Annotated in this window: 21 protein-coding genes; 7 read left to right on the top strand and 14 right to left on the bottom strand. The window is 73.5% G+C overall.

What is annotated here, in order from left to right:
- The first annotated feature begins 47 nt into the window (after window positions 1–47).
- Window positions 48–1,022 carry a heavy metal transporter gene (locus F8R89_RS22960; protein WP_151785707.1) on the top strand — a complete coding sequence of 325 codons (975 nt, stop codon included), beginning with the start codon at window positions 48–50 and terminating at the stop codon, window positions 1,020–1,022.
- 344 nt (window positions 1,023–1,366) lie between these two features.
- Window positions 1,367–1,843: an ATP-binding protein gene (locus tag F8R89_RS22955; RefSeq protein WP_151785706.1), complete on the top strand. Its 477-nt coding sequence runs from the start codon at window positions 1,367–1,369 to the stop codon at window positions 1,841–1,843.
- Window positions 1,844–1,920: 77 nt separating this feature from the next.
- Here the strand turns inward: F8R89_RS22955 and F8R89_RS22950 are convergent, their stop codons facing one another.
- Window positions 1,921–3,015 (bottom strand): bifunctional succinyldiaminopimelate transaminase/glutamate-prephenate aminotransferase, encoded by a 1,095-nt coding sequence (locus F8R89_RS22950; protein WP_151785705.1) that lies wholly within the window; start codon window positions 3,013–3,015, stop codon window positions 1,921–1,923.
- A 111-nt stretch (window positions 3,016–3,126) separates the two neighbouring features.
- Entirely contained in the window at window positions 3,127–3,447 is a 321-nt protein-coding gene (gene fdxA / locus F8R89_RS22945) for a ferredoxin (protein WP_010474859.1), read from the bottom strand.
- Window positions 3,448–3,587: 140 nt separating this feature from the next.
- On the opposite strand from fdxA, the gene F8R89_RS22940 reads away from it, so the two are divergent.
- Together F8R89_RS22940 and F8R89_RS22935 are read left to right on the top strand one after the other, a co-directional pair.
- The gene (locus F8R89_RS22940) at window positions 3,588–4,580 is read left to right on the top strand and encodes a GNAT family N-acetyltransferase (protein ID WP_151785704.1); all 993 of its coding nucleotides are present in this window, start codon (window positions 3,588–3,590) and stop codon (window positions 4,578–4,580) included.
- A 39-nt stretch (window positions 4,581–4,619) separates the two neighbouring features.
- Window positions 4,620–5,471, top strand: a complete 852-nt coding sequence (locus F8R89_RS22935; protein ID WP_151785703.1) for a transglutaminase-like domain-containing protein — start codon at window positions 4,620–4,622, stop codon at window positions 5,469–5,471.
- Between the two features lie 37 nt (window positions 5,472–5,508).
- On the opposite strand, the gene F8R89_RS22930 is transcribed toward F8R89_RS22935, so the two are convergent.
- From F8R89_RS22930 to F8R89_RS22890, 9 genes are all read right to left on the bottom strand, one after another.
- The gene (locus F8R89_RS22930) at window positions 5,509–6,123 is read right to left on the bottom strand and encodes a response regulator transcription factor (protein ID WP_151785702.1); all 615 of its coding nucleotides are present in this window, start codon (window positions 6,121–6,123) and stop codon (window positions 5,509–5,511) included.
- On the bottom strand, window positions 6,120–7,283 hold the full coding sequence (locus F8R89_RS22925) for a sensor histidine kinase (protein WP_151785701.1): 1,164 nt from the start codon (window positions 7,281–7,283) through the stop codon (window positions 6,120–6,122). Before F8R89_RS22925 ends, F8R89_RS22930 begins: the two co-directional genes overlap by 4 nt.
- Window positions 7,280–8,020: an ABC transporter permease gene (locus tag F8R89_RS22920; protein WP_151785700.1), complete on the bottom strand. Its 741-nt coding sequence runs from the start codon at window positions 8,018–8,020 to the stop codon at window positions 7,280–7,282. Before F8R89_RS22920 ends, F8R89_RS22925 begins: the two co-directional genes overlap by 4 nt.
- A complete protein-coding gene (locus tag F8R89_RS22915) occupies window positions 8,017–8,943 on the bottom strand; it encodes an ABC transporter ATP-binding protein (protein WP_151785699.1) in 927 nt (308 codons plus the stop codon). Before F8R89_RS22915 ends, F8R89_RS22920 begins: the two co-directional genes overlap by 4 nt.
- Before the next feature lie 126 nt (window positions 8,944–9,069).
- The gene (locus F8R89_RS22910; RefSeq protein ID WP_151785698.1) at window positions 9,070–11,358 is read right to left on the bottom strand and encodes a hypothetical protein; all 2,289 of its coding nucleotides are present in this window, start codon (window positions 11,356–11,358) and stop codon (window positions 9,070–9,072) included.
- 156 nt (window positions 11,359–11,514) lie between these two features.
- On the bottom strand, window positions 11,515–11,916 hold the full coding sequence (locus F8R89_RS22905; RefSeq protein WP_151785697.1) for a DUF6113 family protein: 402 nt from the start codon (window positions 11,914–11,916) through the stop codon (window positions 11,515–11,517).
- Window positions 11,913–12,773 carry an N-acetyl-1-D-myo-inositol-2-amino-2-deoxy-alpha-D-glucopyranoside deacetylase gene (gene mshB, locus F8R89_RS22900; RefSeq protein ID WP_151785696.1) on the bottom strand — a complete coding sequence of 287 codons (861 nt, stop codon included), beginning with the start codon at window positions 12,771–12,773 and terminating at the stop codon, window positions 11,913–11,915. Before mshB ends, F8R89_RS22905 begins: the two co-directional genes overlap by 4 nt.
- A 62-nt stretch (window positions 12,774–12,835) precedes the next feature.
- Window positions 12,836–13,225: a hypothetical protein gene (locus tag F8R89_RS22895; RefSeq protein ID WP_192806196.1), complete on the bottom strand. Its 390-nt coding sequence runs from the start codon at window positions 13,223–13,225 to the stop codon at window positions 12,836–12,838.
- A 67-nt stretch (window positions 13,226–13,292) separates the two neighbouring features.
- Entirely contained in the window at window positions 13,293–14,165 is an 873-nt protein-coding gene (locus F8R89_RS22890) for a helix-turn-helix domain-containing protein (protein WP_151785695.1), read from the bottom strand.
- Between the two features lie 420 nt (window positions 14,166–14,585).
- On the opposite strand from F8R89_RS22890, the gene F8R89_RS22885 reads away from it, so the two are divergent.
- Both F8R89_RS22885 and F8R89_RS22880 read left to right on the top strand, forming a co-directional pair.
- Entirely contained in the window at window positions 14,586–15,461 is an 876-nt protein-coding gene (locus tag F8R89_RS22885; protein WP_151785694.1) for a helix-turn-helix domain-containing protein, read from the top strand.
- Window positions 15,458–15,664 carry a DUF397 domain-containing protein gene (locus F8R89_RS22880; RefSeq protein WP_151785693.1) on the top strand — a complete coding sequence of 69 codons (207 nt, stop codon included), beginning with the start codon at window positions 15,458–15,460 and terminating at the stop codon, window positions 15,662–15,664. The genes F8R89_RS22885 and F8R89_RS22880 overlap by 4 nt, the downstream gene beginning before the upstream one ends.
- Window positions 15,665–15,715: 51 nt before the next feature.
- On the opposite strand, the gene F8R89_RS22875 is transcribed toward F8R89_RS22880, so the two are convergent.
- On the bottom strand, window positions 15,716–15,910 hold the full coding sequence (locus F8R89_RS22875) for a hypothetical protein (protein WP_003992731.1): 195 nt from the start codon (window positions 15,908–15,910) through the stop codon (window positions 15,716–15,718).
- A 174-nt stretch (window positions 15,911–16,084) separates the two neighbouring features.
- Between F8R89_RS22875 and F8R89_RS22870 the strand changes: the two genes are divergently transcribed.
- Window positions 16,085–18,226: a prolyl oligopeptidase family serine peptidase gene (locus tag F8R89_RS22870; protein WP_151785692.1), complete on the top strand. Its 2,142-nt coding sequence runs from the start codon at window positions 16,085–16,087 to the stop codon at window positions 18,224–18,226.
- Window positions 18,227–18,374: 148 nt separating this feature from the next.
- Here the strand turns inward: F8R89_RS22870 and F8R89_RS22865 are convergent, their stop codons facing one another.
- Complete coding sequence (locus tag F8R89_RS22865) at window positions 18,375–19,412, bottom strand: ABC transporter ATP-binding protein (RefSeq protein WP_151785691.1); 1,038 nt, start codon at window positions 19,410–19,412, stop codon at window positions 18,375–18,377.
- On the bottom strand, window positions 19,405–20,379 hold the full coding sequence (locus tag F8R89_RS22860) for an ABC transporter ATP-binding protein (protein WP_151785690.1): 975 nt from the start codon (window positions 20,377–20,379) through the stop codon (window positions 19,405–19,407). Before F8R89_RS22860 ends, F8R89_RS22865 begins: the two co-directional genes overlap by 8 nt.
- Between the last annotated feature and the right edge of the window lie 4 nt (window positions 20,380–20,383).

The raw sequence follows: 20,383 nt of genomic DNA, 5'->3' as shown, positions 1-20,383 counted from the left end.
TTCCCACCGCCCTCCTACCACTCAGTAGCCTCGGCTACCTTGTAGGCGTGCCGAAGACGTCGCCTTCCTCACGCCGTGGCCGCCTCCTCCGCAGGGGGGCGGCCCTCCTGGTCCTGCTCGCCGTCGCGGGGTACCTCGCCGTGCAGTACGTCACCGGCGGCGCGCGCAAGCCGGGCTGCGCGGTCGTCTCCGCCGGGAGGGACGGGGCGCGGTACGAGTTCACGCCGGAGCAGGCGGTGAACGCGGCGACGATCGCCGCGGTGGGCACCGGGCGGGGGCTGCCGGAGCGGGCGGTGACGATCGCGCTCGCGACCGCGCTGCAGGAGTCGGCGCTGCGCAACATCGCGCACGGCGACCGTGACTCGCTGGGCCTGTTCCAGCAGCGGCCGTCGCAGGGCTGGGGCACCCAGAAGCAGATCATGGACCCGACCTACGCGGCCGGCGCCTTCTACGAGCACCTGGTCAAGGTCCCCGACTACACCCGGCTGCCGCTGACGGAGGCCGCGCAGCGCGTGCAGCGCAGCGGTTTCCCGGAGGCGTACGCCAAGCACGAGCCGGACGCGCGACTGCTGGCCGCCGCCCTGACCGGCCGCGCCGCCGCCACGCTGACCTGCGACGGCCGTCCGGAGACCGCGCCCAGTGCGGGCACGGACCGGGTGCGGGCGGCGCTGGTGCGGGACTTCGGGCGCGACGCGCTGCAGTCGGCCGCCGCCGAGGTGGGCGGCACGGCGTCGCCCTCGCCGTCCGGCGCGCGGGACGGGGACGGGGACGGGCGGACCGTGGTGCTGCCGGTGGCCGTGGACGGGCCGGACGGGAAGAAGCGCGCGGCGGATGAGCGCGGCTGGCAGCTGGCGCACTGGGCCGTGGCCAACGCGTCGCGGCTGCACATCGAGCGGGTGGCGTTCGCGGGGCGGGAGTGGACCGCCGGGCACACCGACAGCCGGTGGCGGCCGAGCGGGGCGCGGGGCGCCCCGGAGAGCGGGAGCGCGGCGGACGCCGTCCGGATCACGACGACGCGGTAGTACGGGCAGACGTTCAGGGACTCACTCCGCGGGGTTACCGCGGGTGTCGCCGGGCGCCGGGGCGGGCAGGCTTTCGCCCGGCCGGTCACGCGCGGCCAAAGCCCTTGTGAACAAAGGGATGTAAGGGTTCCGCACCCGTTTCGACGCGGAGCGATATGCCCGTTTTTGTCCGCAGGCGATTATGCGACGCATTGCCAACTCTTTACGTTGTCGCGCCGCAACCTTCCCGGCCTTCGAGCGGTAGTCACTGCGCCGAGCCCGGAGATCAACAGCCTGTCGGTCAACTGCCGGGCCTGGTCGGACACTTCATCGTTCTCATCCGACTTACCCGTCGAAGGAGCATCATGACCCTCCCCCTGACCCGCCGGATCGCCCGTGCCGCGCTGATCGTCGCTGCGGGAGCGGCTGCCGGGGTCGGTGCGGCCGGCTCCGCCAGCGCGGCCCCCGAACTGCCCGACGCGTCCAAGCTCGGCGGGCTCTCCGCCCTCGACGGCTCGAGCGTCGTCGACGGTGCCGCCCAGAACGCCACCGGGCTCGCGAGCGGTGCCGTCGACAGCGCGGTCGACCAGGCCCTGCCGACGGCCACGCAGACCGGCGACAAGGTCACCAAGAAGGGCACGAAGGCCGCCAAGAAGGCCGGCGGCAAGGTGACGAAGACCGGCGGCAAGGTCGCGAAGAAGGCCGCTCCGGCGGCCCAGCAGACCGCGGGCGGCGTGGCCGGGTCGGTCGGCACCGTCCTCGGCGACACCGCGGGTGCCGCCACGCAGGGCGGGCTGCCCGCCACCGGCTCGCTGCCGGTGCAGGGCCTGCCGATCGGCTGACGCGGCCGCAGGCCGACGAGAGCGGCGGGGTCCGGGACGCTTCCCGGACCCCGCCGCTCCGTGTGTCCCGGGGTGTCTCAGGCCAGCCGCTCGACCGCGGCCCGCACCCGCTCGTCGGTGGCCGTGAACGCCACCCGCACATGCCGGGCGCCGGCCTCGCCGTAGAAGTCGCCGGGCGCCACCAGGACGCCGCGTTCGGCGAGGTGCGCCACCGTCGACCAGCAGGACTCGTCCCGCGTGGCCCACAGGTACAGGCTCGCCTCGCTGTGCTCGATCCGGAAGCCGTGGCCCTCCAGGGCCGTGCGCAGGGCGGCGCGGCGGGCCGCGTAGCGCTCGCGCTGGACGTGGACGTGCTCGTCGTCGCCCAGGGCCGCCACCACGGCCGCCTGGGTCGGCGCGGACGTCATCATGCCGCCGTGCTTGCGGATCTCCAGCAGCGGCGCCAGCACGGCCGGGTCGCCCGCCAGGAACGCGGCGCGGTACCCGGCGAGGTTGGAGCGCTTGGACAGCGAGTGCACGGCGACCAGGCCGTCGTACGAGCCGCCGTTGACGTCCGGGTGCAGGACGGAGACCGGCTCGGCCTCCCAGCCCAGCTCCAGGTAGCACTCGTCGGAGAAGACCAGCACGCCGTGCTCGCGGGCCCAGGCGACGATCCGGGTCAGCTCCCGCTTCGAGAGGACCTTGCCGGTGGGGTTGGACGGCGAGTTCAGCCAGAGCAGCTTCAGCCCGCGCGGGTCCAGCTCGGTCGGGTCGTCGTACACCTCGTACCCGGCGCGGGCCAGGCGCGCGCCCACCTCGTACGTCGGGTAGGCCAGGCGCGGGTACGCCACCCGGTCGCCGGGGCCCAGGCCCAGCTGCGTGGGGAGCCAGGCGACCAGTTCCTTGGAGCCGACGATCGGCAGGACGTGCCGGTGGGTGACCTCGCGGGCGCCGAGCCGGCGCTCCACCCAGCCCGTGATCGCGTCACGCAGCGCCGGGGTGCCCCACACCGTGGGGTAGCCCGGGGAGTCCGCCGCGTCCATCAGCGCCTTCTGGATCAGCTCGGGGACCGGGTCGACCGGGGTGCCGACGGAGAGGTCGACGATGCCGTCCGGATGCGCCGCGGCCGTCTTCTTGTACGGCTCCAGCTTGTCCCAGGGGAAGGTCGGGAGGCGGTCGGAGACTGCGGACACGGGATGTCGCTCACTTTCTGGTACGGCCGGAAACGCCGACGCCCCGGTCCCGTACGGCGGTCGAGGCCGTACGGGACCGAGGCGGCACGCTGTGCGGGTCGCCGATGGGGGTTACCCGTTCTGCGGCGGCAGCGCGGCGATGAAGGGGTGGTCCCGCTCGATCAGACCGAGCTTGCTGGCGCCGCCGGGGGAGCCGAGCTCGTCGAAGAACTCGACGTTCGCCTTGTAGTAGTCCTTCCACTCCTCCGGAGTGTCGTCCTCGTAGAAGATCGCCTCGACCGGGCAGACCGGCTCACAGGCACCGCAGTCGACGCATTCGTCCGGGTGGATGTACAAGGACCGCTGGCCCTCGTAGATGCAGTCGACCGGGCACTCCTCGATGCACGCCTTGTCCTTGACGTCGACACAAGGCTGCGCGATGACGTAGGTCACGCTGTCGTTCCTCCTCGATTGGGCGCTGGCGGGCCTCCTCAGGCTCCGCCGCCTGGCGCGCGGGAGCGCGGCGTCGTCGATGCCCGCCCCTAGTATCTCCGTTCTTGGGCATGATCCGAACAGGAGGGGTGAACTGACCTGTGGAAATCTCTGCGACGGGACGCCTTGAGGTCCGTATCACCGCTGCTGACGTGGGCAAACGGGTCTCCGTACGCCGCCTGGCCGATCCCGCTGGTTCGGGTGAGAAGTTCACCGACACGGTGGGCGTGCTCGCATCGTGGGACGACGGTGTGCTGCTGATCACACGGAAGAGTGGTGAGACCGTCCACATTCCGGAAGCCTCACTGGTCGCCGGGAAGGTGGTGCCGGCCGCTCCGGCCCGCCGCCGGGGTCCCGCCGCGACCTACGAGGAGCTCGCGCGTGTCGCCGCGCGCGCGTGGCGGCCGGTGGAGAGCGAGCGGCTCGGCGGCTGGGAGCTGCGGGCCGCCGCCGGCTTCACCCGCCGCGCCAACTCGGTCCTGCCGATGGGCGATCCCGGGCTGCCGCTGGACGACGCGCTCGACGCCGTGCGCCGCTGGTACGCCGACCGGGGCCTGCCCGCCTACCTGCAGACCGCGACCGGCGCCGAGGGCACCCAGGAGCGGCTGTGCGCGGAGCTGGAGCGGCGCGGCTGGGAGCGCGAGGTGACCGCCGAGCTGTGGATCGGGGCGCTCGCCCCGGTCGCCGACCGGCACGAGGGCTCCGGAGTGGTGCTGAGCCGGGAAGCGGACGAGGCTTGGCTTGCGCGGTATCAGCGCAAGGGAGTGAGCGACGTGGCCCTGAAGGTGCTGGGCAGCGGCCCGTCGGTGTGGTTCGCGTCCGTCCCCGCCGGGGACGGCGAGGCGCCCGCCGCGATCGGGCGCTGTGTCGTGGACGGCCGGTGGGCCGGGTTCTCGGCGGTCGAGGTCGATCCGGCCATGCGGCGGAGGGGGCTGGCCCGCCGGGTGATGGCCGCGCTGTCGGCGCGGGCCCTGGAGGAGGGCGCGTCGGCGGCCTGGCTCCAGGTCGAGACGGACAACACGGGCGCGCGCGGCCTGTACGCCGGGATGGGCTTCGCCGCGCACCACGCGTACCACCACTACCGATCCGCCTGAGCGGCGGTACCGATCACCGTGGAAGGGCACGAGCCGGCTATGCCTCCCCTGCATCCCCCGACTCCCGAGCGCTCCGCCGAGCTGCGGCGGCGGTTCGCCGAGGAGGCGCGGTCCGAGCGGCCCGACCTCTCCGCGCTCTGCCTGCTCATCGGGGCCGAGGCGGACGGGGAGCTGGACGAGGCGGGCATGGACGCCGCGCAACTGGAGCTGGACGAGCTGGCGGGCCGGCTGCCGTACCGGCCGGGCGGGCCGCGCGCCTGGGCGGTGGCGCTGCGCGAACTGCTCGGCGAGCGGTACGGGTTCCGTGGCTGCGCGGCGGACTACGAGCGGCTGGAGTCGTCGCTGTTGCACCAGGTGCTGCTGCGGCGCAGGGGGCTGCCGATCCTGCTGTCGGTGGTGTGGATGGAGGTGGCCCGGCGGGCCGGGGCCCCGGTGTACGGGGTCGCGCTGCCCGGGCACTTCGTCGTCGGGTTCGGCCCGGCCGGGGAGCAGGTGCTGGCCGACCCGTTCGACGGGGGGCGGGTGCTGACCGGTTCCGACGCGGAGGTGCTGGTGGCCGGGGCCACGGGGGCGCCGCTGGACCCGTCGATGCTGACGCCGGCCGATCCGCTGGAGGTCGTGACGCGCATCCTCAACAACGTGCGCGCGTGGGCCGCGGCCCGGCCCGAGCGGACGGACGTGGCGCTGTGGGCGGTGGAGCTGTCGCTGCTGCTGCCGGCGCACCCGGCCCGGCTGCGGTTCGAGCGGGGCAAGCTGCTGGTGCTGCGCGGCGACTTCGTGCGGGGGGCCGTGGAGCTGGAGGAGTACGCCGAGCTGATCGACGTGGTGGACGAGGGGGCCGCGGAGAAGGTGCGCGCGGAGGCCCGCGCCGCCCGGGCCCTGCTCAACTGACCTCCGGGGAGCCTCGACCGGGCTCCGGGGAGCCGGACTACAGCCAGCCCTTCTCCCTCGCTATGCGCACCGCCTCGGCGCGGTTGCGGGCCGCCAGCTTCTGGATCGCCGTCGACAGGTAGTTGCGGACGGTGCCCTGCGACAGGTGCAGGGCCGCCGCGAGTTCGGCGTTGGTGGAGCCGTCCTCCGCGGCGCGCAGCACCTCCCGCTCGCGGTCGGTGAGCGGGTTGGCGCCCTCGGCGAGGGCCGCCGCGGCGAGGGTGGGGTCGATGACCCGCTCCCCCGCCAGCACCTTCCTGATCGCGTCGGCCAGTTGGGCCGCCGGGGCGTCCTTGACGAGGAACGCGTCGGCGCCGGACTCCATGGCGCTGCGGAGGTAGCCGGGGCGGCCGAACGTGGTGAGGACGACCAGCTTCACGGCGGGCAGTTCGGCGTGCACGAGGGCGGCCGCCTCGATGCCGGTCGCGCCCGGCATCTCGATGTCGAGGAGGGCCACGTCCACGTCGTGCGCGCGGGCCGCGGCCAGCACCTCGTCGCCGCGGGCCACCTGGGCGACCACCTCGATGTCGTCCTCCAGGCCGAGCAGGGCGGCCAGGGCCTCGCGCACCATGGACTGGTCCTCGGCGAGGAGGACCTTGATCGTCTGGCTCATGCGCCGGATCCTACGTCCGCCGGGACACCCGTGGCCGGGGCCCGGGCGATCAGGCGGAAACCGCCCCGGGTGCGGCCCGCCTCCAGGGTGCCGCCGGCCTGGGCCAGGCGTTCCGTGAGCCCGGTCAGACCGTGGCCCGGGGCGCCGCCCGGAGCGCCCTGACCGTCGTCCTCCACGGCGAGTTCCACGAGGGGGCCGTCCAGCGTCTGGCGGCGCAGGAGCTCCACGGTGCAGCGCCGGGCGCCGCTGTGCCGTACGACGTTGGTGACGGCCTCGCGCAGCGCCCAGGCCAAGGCCGTCTCGCTGTCCTCGGGGACGCCGGCGAGGTCCGGTTCGGCGGGGAGCTCGGCGGTGATGCCGGCCGCCGTCAACGCGACCTTGGCGCCCGCCAGTTCCTCCAGGAGCCGGGGCTTGCGGTAGCCCGCGACGGCGGCCCGGACGTCGACGAGCGCCTGCCGGCTGACCTGTTCGATGTCGGCGACCTGCTGGGCCGCCTTGTCGGGGTGGCCGGGGAGCATCCGGCCGGCCAGCTCGCTCTTCAGCGTGATCAGGGACAGCGAGTGGCCGAGCAGGTCGTGCAGGTCGCGGGCGAGCCGCAGCCGCTCCTCGTTGGCGGCGAGCCGGGCGACCGTGGCGCGGGCCTCCCGCAGCTCTATCGTCGTGCGGATCAGTTCGCGCACGCCGGTCATGGAGAAGCCGCCGAGCAGGGCCGGGAAGAGCAGCCCGGTCAGGAAGGACCTGCCGTCCGGCACCAGGAACGCGCAGCCGGTCAGCAGGGCGGACACGGCCGGGATCGTCCAGCGGGCCAGACGGAACGGCAGGGCGGCGCCCGCGGAGATGGCCACGTACACGAAGAGCACGAGCCACTGCGCGCCCAGGGTCAGGCTGAGCACGGTCGACTGGGTGGCGAGCACCGCCACGGAGCCGAGGACGACGGCGTTGTGCTCGCCGCGTCCGGCGCGGAAGACCAGCGCGAAGTACCAGGCGACGAAGGCGGCCAGGCCGATCCAGCCGAGGACCACGACCCCGTCGCTGTGGCCTCCGTGGAGCAGGTCGTCGACCGGCGCGCCCAGGTAGGCGAGCCAGATGCCGATCCAGAGGAACTTGACGACCTGCTGTCTGCGGTTCTGCGGGCGTTGCCCCATGCCGACGCTGCTCACGCCTTCAGCGTGTCCTTTCGGTACAGCCAGGCCGCGCCGCCGCTGAACAGCGCGAAGAACACGGCGAGGAGGGCGATGTCCCCGGCGTGCGGGGCCTGGTTCTGTTCGATGGCCTGACCCAGTGCAGCGTACGCGCGCGTGGGGACCCACTCGGCGATGTCCTGGAGCCAGCCCGGGAAGGTGGTGGTCGGCATCCACAGGCCGCCCAGGATGGACAGCCCGAAGTAGGTGATCATCGTGATCGGGCGGACCGCGTCACCGGTCGCGAGGTAGCCGATGGCGACGCCGAGCGCGGCGAAGACCAGGCTGCCGGCCCAGATCGCCCCGGTGAGGGCGAGCCACTGCCAGGCGTCCAGGCGCACGTCCTTGCCGACGGCGGCGACGAGGAAGACCATCACGATCGCGGGCAGGCTGACCACGGCTGCGCTCGCCGTCTTGGCGAGGACGTACCCGCGGCCGGGCAGCGGGGTGAGCCGCAACTGCCGTACCCAGCCGTTCTCCCGCTCCTTGGCGATGCGTTCGCTGTTGCCCATGAGGACGGCCGTCAGGGCGCCGAAGGACGCCATCGAGACCATCATGTAGGTCGGCAGGGTCAGTCCGGTGCCGTCGACCTTCGTGGTGCTGTCGGCGGTGCCCGCGATCAGCAGGAACAGGATCGACGGGTACGCCACCGAGAAGAACAGCGACTTGCGGTTGCGCAGGGCGCGGGCGAGTTCGAGGCGGATCAGGGCGTTCATGACGGGCGGGCCTCCTCGGCGGCGGTGATGGCGACGAACGCCTGCTCCAGGCCGAGCCCGGCGACTTCGAGATTGCGGGGGTACAGGCCGAGGCCGTACAGGGCGTGCACGGTCGCGTCGGCGTCGGCGGACTGCATGCGCACGGTCTGCCCGGAGACGTCGCAGCGGGTCAGGGAGGGCAGCGCCCGCAGCGCGTCCGCGTCGACCGGCCCCTCCAGGTCGAAGGAGATCCGGCGGGCGCCCGCCCTCGCCTTGATCTCGGCGGCGGTGCCGTCCGCGAGGAGCCGGCCCCGGTGCAGCACCAGGACGCGGTCCGCGATGGCGTCGGCCTCCTCCAGGTAGTGCGTGGCGAACAGGACCGTGCGGCCCCGGTCGGCCTGCTCGCGCATGGTCGCCCAGAACGCCTGGCGGGCGGTGACGTCCATGCCGGTGGTGGGCTCGTCGAGGACGATCAGGTCGCTGTCGCCGGCCGTGGCGAGGGCGAACCGGACGCGCTGCGCCTGCCCGCCGGAGAGCTTGTCGACCTTGCGGTCGGCGATCTGGGTGACACCGGCGCGGGCGAGGACCTCGGAGACGGGGTACGGCCGCGGGTGCAGCGAGCAGGCCAGGCTCACCAGTTCGGCGACGGTGACCTCCTCCATGAGTCCGCCGCTCTGGAGCATGGCGCCCACGCGGCCCGCGACGATCGCCGCGCGCGGGTCGGTGCCGAGGACGCTGACCGTGCCGCTGTCGGGCCGCTTGAGGCCGAGGAGCAGGTCGAGGGTGGTGGACTTGCCGGCCCCGTTCGGGCCGAGCAGGGCGACGGTCTCCCCCGGGTGCAGCGCGAGCGTCAGTCCGTCGACGGCGCGTACGTCCCCGTAGGTCTTGGTCACCCGGTCGAAGCCGGCCACCGCGGCGGCCGTTTCCACGGCTGTCGTTGTCATGGGTCCAGCCTGGCCGCCGGGCGGGGGTGCCCGGCAGTGCCGCCGGTCCTGTGTGCCGGATGACAGATGTCATACGACGGCCGAGGGGGCGCCCGCCGGATGCCCCCTCGGCCCGCCGAACCGCGGCTAGTTCGGGTTGGTGTCGATGGTGACCGTGCGCTCCGCCGGGGTCTTGCCGCGCAGTGCCTTGCGCAGGGCGGAGGCGACGTCCTCCGGGAGGACGTCCCGCTTGCCGCTGGCGCCGTTGATCTGCACGCCCGCGAAGGTGGTGCCGTAGGCCGTCTTGAGGGCCGTCAGGTCGTAGGTGTCGACGAGTTTGCCGTCGACGGCCTTCGCGCCGAGGATCTTCGGCAGGGACAGCGAGCCGAACTGGATGCTGTGGGCGGCGTCCGTCTGGATGGTCACCTTGGTGGCCATCGCCGGTTCGGCGAACTCCTTCATGAACCGGTCGACCTCGGCCTTGCCGATGGTCGGCTGCCGCGTGGTCGTCGGCACCTGGACGGCGGCCGCCTGGCCGGTCTCCACCTGGGTGCGGTACGCCGCCTCGACGGCGGACGTCGAGCGGGCGACGTCGATGCCGGCGCCGGGCTTGCCGTACACGGCGACCGCCTTGCCGGTCTTGAACGAGACGGTGCCCTCGGTGACCGATCCGCTGCCGCCGGAAGCGGCCTGGAGGGCGGCGTGCAGCTTCTCCTCGTCGGTGGGCATGACGGGCTCGACGACCCGCTGGTTGCCGAACAGGGAGCCGATGACGGAGACCGGGTTGTAGTCGCTGCTGGCGGCGGCGCTCACCGTCTGCTGCATGTCGAACTGGAGCCCGGCCTTGTCCGGGTCCAGCTGGACGGTCCGGCCGCCCACCGACAGCTTCAGCGGCTTGCCGACCCGGTCCTCGAAGGCGTCGTCCAGCTTCTTGACGGCGTCGTCGCGGGTGCCGCCGCCGATGTCGACGCCGAGCACGGTGGTGCCCTTGGGCACGTCGGTGTGGTTCATCAGCAGTCCGGCGCCGTACAGGCCGCCCGCGAGGACGACCAGGCCGCCGCCGAGCAGCGCGAGCTTGCTGCGGCCCTTCTTCTTGGCTGGACGGGCCGCCGGGGCGCTCGGCGCGGCCGGCTCGGGCGCGCCGGCGCCGGGCCCCCGGGAACCGCCCTGCGGGCCGCCGGACACGACCGGGATGCCGCTGGTGACGGTGTGCCCGGAGACGTTGTCCGCGACGCCGAGGTGCGGGTGGCCGGGCTCGGGGGCGTGCTTCTGCGGGGTGAGGATCGCGGTGTCGTCACTCAGGCCGCCGCCGGGGACCTGGCCCGGGGCGTGCGGGGCGGCACCGGGTCCTGCGGGACCGGGGCGGCCCGGGCCCGCCTGGATGCCGGGACCGGCCGGGCCGGGGCCCACGGGTCCGCGGGGCCGGCCGGGGCCGCCGCCCGCGAGGGCCGGGCCGTCGCCGGTGACGGGGCCGGTCGTCGGGCCCGTGGGACCCTGCGGGCCGCCGCCGGGGCCACCGCGGCCGAAGTCGTTCGGCCCGTTGAAGTCGCCGGGGCCGCCGGGGCTGTCCGGGGCGTTGAAGTCGGCGGCCGGGTCGATGTTGCCGGGGCCGCTGTAGCCGCCCTGGGGGCCGTTGCCGTTCGGGCCGGGCCGGCCGTTCGGGCCGCCGGAGCCGTTCTCCGCGAAGTACGGCAGGTCGTCGCGGCGCGCCTCACCGGCGGGCGGACGCGCGCCGCCGGACGGGCCGGTGCCGCCGCGCGGTCCGGCCGCGAGCGCCTCGGTCACGTCGAAGGAGCCGGTGCCGCCGCCGTGGCCGGGGGCCACCGGGCCGCCGGTCGCGCCGGGCAGTCCCGTGCCGGTGCCGCCGGACGGGCGGGGGCCGCCCTCCGTACGGGCGCCGGGCACGCTCACCGGGCCGACGACGCCGCCGGGGCGTCCCGAACCGGCGCCGGGGCCCTGGGGACCGGTGGCGGCCGGGTTCGAACCGGTGGGCGCGCCCGTCCCGTTGCCCGAGGGGCCGCTCTGCGGGGCCTTCGCGGACGGGGACTTGCGGGGGGCGAACCAGTCGCTGGCCTTCTCCTCCGCCGGAGCCGCGGGTTCGGCCGCCGGTTCGGCGGGGGCCGTGCGCGCGGCGGGTGCGGCGGGGGCCGCGGGCGCCTGGGTCTCCTGGGTGTCCGCGGCGGCGCCGGGCTTCCCGCTGTCGGAGACGGGCTTGCGCACGACGACCGGCGGGATCGGCCGTGATCCGGGGATGTTGATCCGGATGCGGGTCGTCAGCGTGGTCTCGGTCTTGCGTTCCTCCGGCGCGCCCGAACGGGCCGCGGCCGCACCGCTCTCGGAAGCCACGGGGGTCCCGTACGGCGGCGTCCCCGAAGGGTATGCGGCTCCGCCGCGCCCGTCGGGCCCGGAGGACGGAGTGTCAGTTTCACGACTCAAGGCAGGTTCTCCCGGTTGGCTCCGCCGCCCGTACCTCACTGCGTCGGGCGGCTCGGCGGCGCGCACCACCATACTGGCCACTTCTGACGCGTATCCCACGACCGCCTGGGAAACCCACACGGGACTCGCACGTGCACGGTATGGAGAAGTGGTACGTCACTTGCCAAGTCGGACCCCGTCGCCACCCGGTTGCCGTAGCGGGGCGAGGGTGGCGCAGATCACAGCCACGGCCATCCCTCCGAGCAAGAAGAGGTAGGCGGAGGCTCCCGTGCCGAAGACGAAGTCGCCCTCGGGGCGGCTGGCGGTGAGCAGGATGACGGTGACCGCCCAGCCCGCGGCGGCGGCGACGGCCCCGCCCCGGCTGCCCGTGGCGCGGGCGGCGCCGAGCATCAGCCCGGCCTCCCCCGCGAGCGCGAGCAGCAGGCCGCCCGGGAACCAGGCGGGCTGCACCAGCGCGCCGGCGATCCCGACCAGGGCGCCGAGCACGAGGAGCCCGAGGTAGGCGAGGACGCGGGGCGCGGACGGGCCCTTGAGCGGCCGGGCGAGCATCGAACTCATGACGTCTCCTCGATCCCCGCGAACAGGTCGGTCTCGGGGGCGCCGACGGGCTCCCCCTGGACCAGCTCGTAGTACTCGGTGGTGAGCAGGGGCTGGGCCAGCTCGTTGGACAGCGCGAAGTACCGGCCGGACACCTCGATCTGGGTGGCGTGCGCCCGCATGGCGGCGGTCTTGGCGGCGGCGGCGCGCTCGGTGCCGTCGATCACGGTGGTGACGCGCTCGTCCTCGACGACGCCCGGCACGTCGGCGGCCGTGGCGGCCTTGGCGAACGGCAGGCCGGGCAGGTCCGCCTGGAGCCGGGCGAACGCCTCGTCCACGGCGGTGCGCGGGACGCGGTTCCAGTAGATCTTGGGGATGCGCCAGCCGGCCTCGGCGGCCAGCTCGGCGCCGCGCATGGCGACGCGGTGGGCCTGGATGTGGTCGGGGTGCCCGTAGCCGCCGTTCGGGTCGTAGGTGACGAGGACCTGGGGGCGTACCTCCAGGATGACGTCCACGAGCGCGCGGGCCGCCTCGTCGAGGTCCGCCCGCCACAGGCACGCCGGGTCGTCGTTGTCGGCGGTGCCCATCATCCCGGAGTCCTCGTAACGCCCCGGACCGCCGAGCTGACGGAAGTCCTCGACGCCGAGCTCGCGCATCGCGGCGGTCAGCTCGCCGAGGCGGTACTCGCCCAGCGCGGCACCGGTCAGATGGCGCAGCCCGGCGGGGATGACCTCGCCGTGCTCCCCGAGGGTGCAGGTGACCAGCGTGACCCGCGCCCCCTGGGCCGCGTACGTGGCCATGGTGACGCCGTTGTTGATCGACTCGTCGTCCGGGTGCGCGTGCACGAGGAGAAGACGCCGGGCAGGCAGTTCCGTCATGGGGCCAGCCTACGAGGCCCGCTCCGCCGTTCCCCGCCTGCCCGGCGCCGCCCGGCTGTCTGTCACCCCTGCTCGTCCGGGAGGTGGGCGAAGGCGAGCGCCATGCCCGTCCGGTTTCCCTTCGTCGCCTCGTCGGCTACGGCGCTCAGCTCGCGAAGGGCTTCCCACGCGACAGCCGGATCCTCGTGTTCCAGGTTGCTCTGCGCCAGGGCATAGCGAGTGGAGAGGTCTGGCCGGCGGGCGATCTCGATCTCCTTGGCCCAGATCAGCACCCAGCTCTGGACAGGGCTCAGGGACTGCCACTCGACGGCCTTGGCGAAAGCCTCGTCCTTCATGGCCTGCATCTCGTCCAGGCGCCCTGGCGCGACGACCGCGAGGGCTGCGCGCAGAGCATCCGGGGTCAGGTCGGGGCGGGGAATCAGTTCGTTTCCGTGGTCGGCCTGAGTGCTCATGGTGTCCTCCGGAGGGTGCCCCGGCCAGAGTATCCGGCTGGAGCGCATGGAGCAGGGCGGGGCGGGCTCAGGCGGCAGCGGCAGCGGCAGCGGCAGCGGCATGGGAAGTACGGCAGTCACGGCAGTGTCCTGGTGTGGGTGAGCGGAAGGCCCGGTCGCAGGTGTCGCAGTTCTGGAGGGGATGGCGGACCGGTGGGGGCGCGGACGGGGCCACGAACGGTGGCGGGGGTGGGAGCTGGGCGGTGAGGCGGTGGGCCAGCAGGGCCGAGGGGCGCCGCAGGGGCTCGTCCGGCAGGTCGGTGGTGAGGGCGCGCACCACGCCCGCCGGGCTCACGTCCCGCTCCAGCCAGGCGGCGACGCCGGGGGCCAGATGGGCGGTGTCGTGGACGGACAGGAGCAGGCGCGGGTCGTGGCGGCGCAGGCCGGCCAGCAGCTCGGTGGCCCGGCGGACCAGCTCGGCCGCGGGATACGCCGGCTGCGGGACGGCGGGGAGCTGCCGGGGGCGCCGTTCGGCGGGCGTCCGGCGGGCCTGCGGAGCCTCCTCGTGGCCCCGGCCTCCCGGCTGGTTGCAGGAGACCGTGCGCGTGACGATCCTGCCGCCGGGGGCACGGACGCGTTCGCGACGCAGGTACCCGTGGGTCTCCAGCTCGCGCAGGGCCGCGGCGATGCGGGTGGCGCCCTCGGGGAACCGGAGGGTCAGGCTCTTGATGTCGACGCGGGCGCCCTGGGGCAGCGACTGGATGTGGCAGGCCAGACCGATCGCGAGGAGCGACAACTCGGCGTGCTGCGTGAGGTGGTTGCCGATCACGGTGAAGCGCGCGGTGTGCCGGGTGTTGTCGTGGGTCAAACCACCGCCCGGCTCGGGCCGCCGATTCGGGTGGCCGTGCGCGGTATAGCGGGCCCGGGCACGCGAAGGCGCGCTAGGGTTCTGCGTATCCATCGGGAAGCTTCCTCTTCCTCGGTGGTCAGGCCCTCGCACTGGGATTGCCGTCCCGGCGGGGGCCGTCGCATGTCTGCGGTTGTGTTGCGCCGAGCGTAGAGCCTCGAAGGGGCGCCGTATCCAGTCGAGTTGCCGATGTTCACCCGCGAGAGTGAGCGACGCCCGACGGGCGGGAGGGGTGGGGCTTGGTGAGGTTCTTTTCCCTGGTCACGTTCCTTGGAAAGACGGCTTGCGGCACCGGAGCACGAGGATGCGCGCTCCGGTGGCGTTCACGTCCAGGACGGACGCCTACCGTTTGCGTGACGGAGTCGTCGCGGTCGGTGATCTGTCCGGTGGTTGTCCGGTGGTGTCCGGGCTTGTCGGTGCCGGGTGGGCGGGTACGGAGCGGGGCGGCACGGCCGTACGACGGAGGGGCGCGACATGACGGTGGACGGGGAGATCCGGCGGCTCAGGAGCGAGGCCGACGAGCCGGGTTGGGAGGTGGATCCGGACGACGACTGGGGCCTCGCCGTCGTCGCGACCGTGGGGCGGCAGTTGAAGCTGCGCCGGGAGGCGGTCGGGATGCGGGCCGCCGCGTTCGGGGAGGCCGTGGGGTACGGCGAGGACATGGTCTACAAGATCGAGGCCGGGAAGCGGATTCCCCGGCCCGAGTTCCTGGACGTGGCGGACGAGGTGCTGGGCGCCGGCGGGCTGCTCGCCGCGATGAAGGAGGACGTGCGGAAGGTCCGGTATCCCAAGAAGGTGCGGGATCTGGCGCAGTTGGAGGCGCGGGCCGTCGAGATCGGGGTGTACGAGTGCAGCAATATCGCCGGGCTGCTGCAGACCGCCGGACACACGCGGGCGCTGCTGGAATCGTGGCAGCCCGCCTACTCGCCCGAGGACCTGGAACGGCGCGTCGCCGCGCGTATCGCGAGGCGTTGCGTCTTCGACCGCTCACCTGCCCCCGCTCTCAGCTTCGTCCTGGAAGAGTCGACGCTCCGCCGCAGGGTCGGGGGCACAATGGTGCGGCGACAGCAGTTCGAACGCCTGCTGGAGGTCGGCCGGTTCAGCAACGTCGCCCTCCAGGTGATGCCGATGGACAGCGCGGCCCATCCCGGCTTGAGCGGGAGGATCGAAGTGCTGAAGTTCGAGGACGGAACAGCCGTGGGACGCGCCGACGGTGCGTTCAGCGGCCGGCCGACGTCCGACCCGAGGCAGCTCCGCGTTCTCGAACTGCGCTATGGCACCATCCGGGCGCTGGCGCTCCCGCCGCGGGAGTCACTGGCACTCATCGAGCGACTGCTGGGAGAGACATGATCCGCGAAACCGCCGGACACGCCTACGAGTTGGCCTGGCGCAAGAGCAGTTACAGCAGCGGCCCCGACGGCGACTCCTGTGTCGAGGTCGCCCGCACCCCGGGCACCGTCCACGTCCGGGACTCCAAGGACGTCGCCGGGCCGCGGTTGGCGCTCACGCCCGCGGCCTGGGCCGGGTTCGTGGCGTACGCCGCCGGGCGGTGAGTGGGGCGGGCTCCGGACCGGTGGGTGCGGAGCCCGAGTGTGGCGGGCGGCTCAGAACTTGATGCTGCCGATCATGCCCGCGATGTTCGTCGTCAGCTCACTGATCGTGGGTGCGACGGTCGAGGACGCCAGGTAGAAACCGAGCAGCATGCAGACGATCGCATGGCCCGCTTTCAGCCCTGACTTCTTGATCAGCAGGAAGACGATGATCGCCAGCAGCACCACCGCCGAAATCGAGAGTGCCACGGCGGCTCACCTCCAAGAATCCCAAGCGGGGGTCGGTCTATGGGGGCAGATAAATCCATGCAGCAAGCCAGCAGGTTCATACCCACTATGCGACAGTGATCATAACGATCGGTACGTGCGCATCGGTCGGCGCACAGCCGCACAAGGGGGCGCACTGGCCAATATGGTCGGGGCATGACGACCGAGCCAGTCTCCTTCCCCAGGCGGCACGCCCGCACCCAGAGGTTCACCTTGGGAGCGCCCCGCGCGTTCACGGTGGCGCCCGACGGTTCCCGTGCCGTGTTCCTGCGCTCCTCCTCCGGTACGGACCCGGCGAGTTCGCTGTGGGTCCTCGACACGGCGGAGGGTCGGGAGCGCGTGACGGCGGACCCGCGCGCCCTGCTCGGCGGGGCGTCGGAGAACCTCCCGCCCGAGGAGCGCGCGCGCCGCGAACGCAGTCGCGAGGGGGGCGCGGGCATCGTCTCCTACGGCACCGACGCGGCTGTCGAGCTGGCCGCGTTCGCCCTGTCGGGGAGGCTGTTCACGGCCGAGCTGCGGGCCGGCACGGCCCGTGAACTGCCGGTCCGCGGACCGGTGATCGACCCGCGCCCCTCCCCCGACGGACGGCACGTGGCGTACGTCGCGCGGGGCGCGCTGCGGGTGGTCGGCGCGGAGGGCGAGGACGACCGGGCGCTCGCCGAGCCGGAGTCGGAGGGGGTCACCTACGGCCTGGCGGAGTTCATCGCGGCCGAGGAGATGGGCCGTCACCAGGGGTACTGGTGGAGCCCGGAGTCGGACCGGCTGCTGGTCGCGCGGGCGGACGACACCCCGGTGCGGCGGTGGTGGATCTCCGACCCGGCCCACCCGGACCGGGCGCCGCGGCAGGTGCCGTACCCGGCGGCGGGGACGCCCAACGCGGAGGTCCGGCTGTTCGTGGTCGGCCTGGACGGGGCGCGCACGGAGGTCTCCTGGGACCGGGCTCGGTATCCGTATCTGGCGCGAGTGCACTGGTCGGCGGCGGGTGCGCCGCTGCTGCTCGTACAGGCGCGCGACCAGCGCAGCCAGCTGTTCCTGGCCGTGGACCCGGCGACGGGGACGACCCGGATGGTGCACGCCGACGAAGATCCACAATGGCTGGAACTTTTCCCCGGTGTGCCGTGCTGGAGCCCGTCCGGGCACCTGGTGCGCATCGCCGACGAGGGCGGCGCGCGGGTGCTGGCGGTGGGTGAACGTCCGCTGACGGGGCCGCAGTTGCATGTGCGCGCGGTGCTCGACGTGTCCGGCGACGACGTGCTGGTCTCGGCGTCGGCCGGTGCCTCCGCGACCGATCCGGAGATCGGCGAGGTCCATGTGTACCGGGTGAACGAGCTCGGTGTGGAGCGCGTCTCGCAGGAGCCCGGCGTGCACGCGGCGGTGCGTGCCGGAGGGGTGACCGTGCTCGTGTCCCACACTCCGGACCGGCCCGGCGCTCAGGTCCAGGTGCTGCGCGACGGCAAGGTGATTGGCTTGGTCCGGTCGCATGCCGAGGATCCCGGAGTGACCCCGCGGCTCACACTCACCGAGGGGGGCGCACGCCGCATCCCGTGCGCCGTGCTTATGCCTCGGGACTACGCCGGTGACACCCCCCTCCCGGTCCTGCTGGACCCCTACGGCGGCCCGCACGGCCAGCGGGTGGTGGCCGCCCACAACCCGCATCTGACCTCCCAGTGGTTCGCCGACCAGGGCTTCGCCGTGATCGTCGCCGACGGCCGGGGCACCCCGGGCCGCTCGCCGGCCTGGGAGAAGGCCGTCAAGGACGACATCGCGGCGATCGTGGTCCAGGACCAGGTCGACGCCCTGCACGACCTCGCCGAGCGGTTCCCGCTGGACCTCGGCCGGGTGGCCGTCCGGGGCTGGTCGTTCGGCGGCTATCTCGCGGGGCTCGCGGCGCTGCGCCGCCCCGACGTCTTCCACGCGGCCGTCGTCGGCGCCCCCGTCACGGACCTGCGCCTGTACGACACCCACTACCAGGAGCGCTATGCCGGGCACCCCGACGAGCAGCCGGAGGTCTACCGGCGCAACTCCCTGATCGACGACGCCGGTCTGGTGGACGCGGCCGAGCCGCACCGCCCGATGATGATCGTGCACGGCCTGGTGGACGACAACGTGGTCGTCGCCCACTCGCTGCGACTGTCCTCGGCCCTGCTCGCCGCCGGCCGCCCCCACGAGGTGCTGCCGCTGTCCGGGGTGACCCACATGACCCCGCAGGAGGAGGTCGCCGAGAACCTGCTGCTGCTCCAGCTCGACTTCCTCAAGCGGTCGCTGGGGCTCACCGAGAAGGCGGCGGACCGGGCCTAGACGGCAACGGACCGGGGTGCCCATGGGCACCCCGGTCCGTTTACGGCACCCGCACGGCCGTACGCTGTTCAGCCTGACGCGTCCGTATATCGGAACCGGGTCGGTCAAGTTGCCTGCGTGTTAACGCGGTTCGCGGTCCTTTGCGGTGTTACGGGCGGGCCTCCGCGGCCACCACCTGCTTCTCCTCCGCGAAGTGGCACGCCGACGGATGGGCCGCCGGACCCCCCGCCGCGCGCAGCGGCACCGGCACCGCGAGCACCGGCACCTCCTCGGCGCAGCGCTCCCGCGCCTTGAAGCAGCGGGTGCGGAACCGGCAGCCGGACGGCACCTGGGTCGGGGACGGCACGTCGCCGCTGAGGATGATCCGCTCCCGGCGGGTCCGGGCCCGCGGGTCGGGGACGGGGACCGCGGAGAGCAGCGCCTGGGTGTAGGGGTGCGTGGGATGGTCGTAGATCTCGGCGTCGCCGCCGGTCTCCACGATCCGCCCGAGGTACATCACGCCGACCCGGTCGGAGATGTGCCGGACGATCGACAGGTCGTGCGCGATGAAGACGTACGACAGGCCGAACTCCCGCTGGAGGCGCGCCATCAGGTTGATCACCTGGGCCTGCACGGAGACGTCGAGCGCGGAGACCGGCTCGTCGGCGACGATGATCTCCGGGCGCAGCGCGAGGCCGCGCGCGATGCCGATGCGCTGGCGCTGCCCGCCGGAGAACTGGTGCGGGTAGCGGTTGATGTGCTCGGGGTTCAGCCCGACCACGTCGAGCAGTTCGCGCACCCGGCGGCGCCGGTCGCCCTTCGGCGCCACCTCGGGGTGGATGTCGTAGGGCTCCCCGACGATGTCGCCCACCGTCATCCGGGGGTTGAGCGAGGTGTACGGGTCCTGGAAGACCATCTGGATGTTGCGGCGCACGGCCTTCAGGGCGCGGCCCGACAGGCGCGTGATGTCCTCGCCCCGGTACCGGATGGTCCCGGCCGTCGGGCGTTCCAGGTTGACCAGCATCCGGGCGACGGTCGACTTGCCGCAGCCGGACTCCCCGACGACGCCCAGGGTCTCGCCGCGGTGCAGGGTGAGGTCGACGCCGTCGACCGCCTTCACGGAGCCCACCTGTCTGCGCAGCAGGACGCCCCGGGTGAGCGGGTAGTGCTTCACCAGTCCCTCGACCTCGAGGATCGCCTCAGGCATGCAGGCACTCCGTCCGGAAGTGGCAGGCGCTGGCGCGCACTTCGGAGACCGCGTACAGCGGGGGCTCGTCGGAGCGGCAGACGTCCCGGGCCATCGGGCAGCGGGGGTGGAAGGCGCAGCCGGGCGGGATGCGCGTGAGGTTGGGCGGCAGGCCCCTGATCGCGGTCAGCTCCCGGCCCTTGAGGTCGAGCCGGGGGACGGAGTCGAGCAGGCCCCGGGTGTACGGGTGGGCGGGCGCCTTGTAGATGTCGTGGACGGGGGCCGACTCCACGATCCGGCCCGCGTACATGACGGCGATCCGGTCGGCGACGTCGGCGACCACCCCGAGGTCGTGGGTGATCAGGACGAGCCCCATCCGGTACTCCCGCCGCAGCTCGGCGAGCAGGTCCATCACCTGCGCCTGCACGGTGACGTCGAGGGCGGTCGTCGGCTCGTCGGCGATGATCAGCGCCGGTTCCAGCGCGATCGCCATGGCGATCATGATGCGCTGGCGCATCCCGCCGGAGAACTGGTGCGGGTACTGCTTCACGCGCTCGCGGGCGCCCGGGATGCGCACCCGGTCCATCAGCTCGACGGCCCTGGCGCGGGCGTCCTTGCGGGACATGCCCCGGTGCACGACGAACATCTCGCCGAGCTGGTCGCCGACGGTCAGCACCGGGTTCAGGGACGACAGGGCGTCCTGGAAGATCATCGCCATGCCGGCGCCGCGCACCCGCCGCCGCTCCTCCTCGCCGAGCGCGAGCAGGTCCCGGCCCTGGAACAGCACCTCGCCGCCGGTGATCCGGCCCGGCGGCGAGTCCAGGATGCCCATCACCGCCTGCGCGGTCACCGACTTGCCGGAGCCGGACTCGCCGAGCACCGCGAGCGTCTCCCCCGCGTCCACGCCGAAGCTGACGCCGTTGACGGCGCGGGCGATCCCGTCCCGGGTGCGGAACTCCACCTTCAGGTCGCGTACGTCGAGCAGCATCGCG

The organism is Streptomyces sp. SS1-1, from assembly GCF_008973465.1.
Classification (GTDB): Bacteria; Actinomycetota; Actinomycetes; order Streptomycetales; family Streptomycetaceae; genus Streptomyces.
Note: the sequence above shows the minus strand (reverse complement) of the source record. Positions and strands in the feature narration are given on the sequence as shown.

What these genes read in the sequence shown, in the direction of transcription:
- F8R89_RS22885 (WP_151785694.1), top strand. Translation starts at nt 14,586, where the DNA reads ATGACGGTGGACGGGGAGATCCGGCGGCTCAGGAGCGAGGCCGACGAG.
- F8R89_RS22905 (WP_151785697.1), bottom strand. Translation starts at nt 11,916, where the DNA reads ATGAGTTCGATGCTCGCCCGGCCGCTCAAGGGCCCGTCCGCGCCCCGC.
- F8R89_RS22955 (WP_151785706.1), top strand. Translation starts at nt 1,367, where the DNA reads ATGACCCTCCCCCTGACCCGCCGGATCGCCCGTGCCGCGCTGATCGTC.
- F8R89_RS22860 (WP_151785690.1), bottom strand. Translation starts at nt 20,379, where the DNA reads ATGCTGCTCGACGTACGCGACCTGAAGGTGGAGTTCCGCACCCGGGAC.
- F8R89_RS22930 (WP_151785702.1), bottom strand. Translation starts at nt 6,123, where the DNA reads ATGAGCCAGACGATCAAGGTCCTCCTCGCCGAGGACCAGTCCATGGTG.
- F8R89_RS22915 (WP_151785699.1), bottom strand. Translation starts at nt 8,943, where the DNA reads ATGACAACGACAGCCGTGGAAACGGCCGCCGCGGTGGCCGGCTTCGAC.
- F8R89_RS22920 (WP_151785700.1), bottom strand. Translation starts at nt 8,020, where the DNA reads ATGAACGCCCTGATCCGCCTCGAACTCGCCCGCGCCCTGCGCAACCGC.
- mshB (WP_151785696.1), bottom strand. Translation starts at nt 12,773, where the DNA reads ATGACGGAACTGCCTGCCCGGCGTCTTCTCCTCGTGCACGCGCACCCG.
- F8R89_RS22880 (WP_151785693.1), top strand. Translation starts at nt 15,458, where the DNA reads ATGATCCGCGAAACCGCCGGACACGCCTACGAGTTGGCCTGGCGCAAG.
- F8R89_RS22935 (WP_151785703.1), top strand. Translation starts at nt 4,620, where the DNA reads ATGCCTCCCCTGCATCCCCCGACTCCCGAGCGCTCCGCCGAGCTGCGG.
- F8R89_RS22895 (WP_192806196.1), bottom strand. Translation starts at nt 13,225, where the DNA reads ATGAGCACTCAGGCCGACCACGGAAACGAACTGATTCCCCGCCCCGAC.
- F8R89_RS22890 (WP_151785695.1), bottom strand. Translation starts at nt 14,165, where the DNA reads ATGGATACGCAGAACCCTAGCGCGCCTTCGCGTGCCCGGGCCCGCTAT.
- F8R89_RS22870 (WP_151785692.1), top strand. Translation starts at nt 16,085, where the DNA reads ATGACGACCGAGCCAGTCTCCTTCCCCAGGCGGCACGCCCGCACCCAG.
- F8R89_RS22865 (WP_151785691.1), bottom strand. Translation starts at nt 19,412, where the DNA reads ATGCCTGAGGCGATCCTCGAGGTCGAGGGACTGGTGAAGCACTACCCG.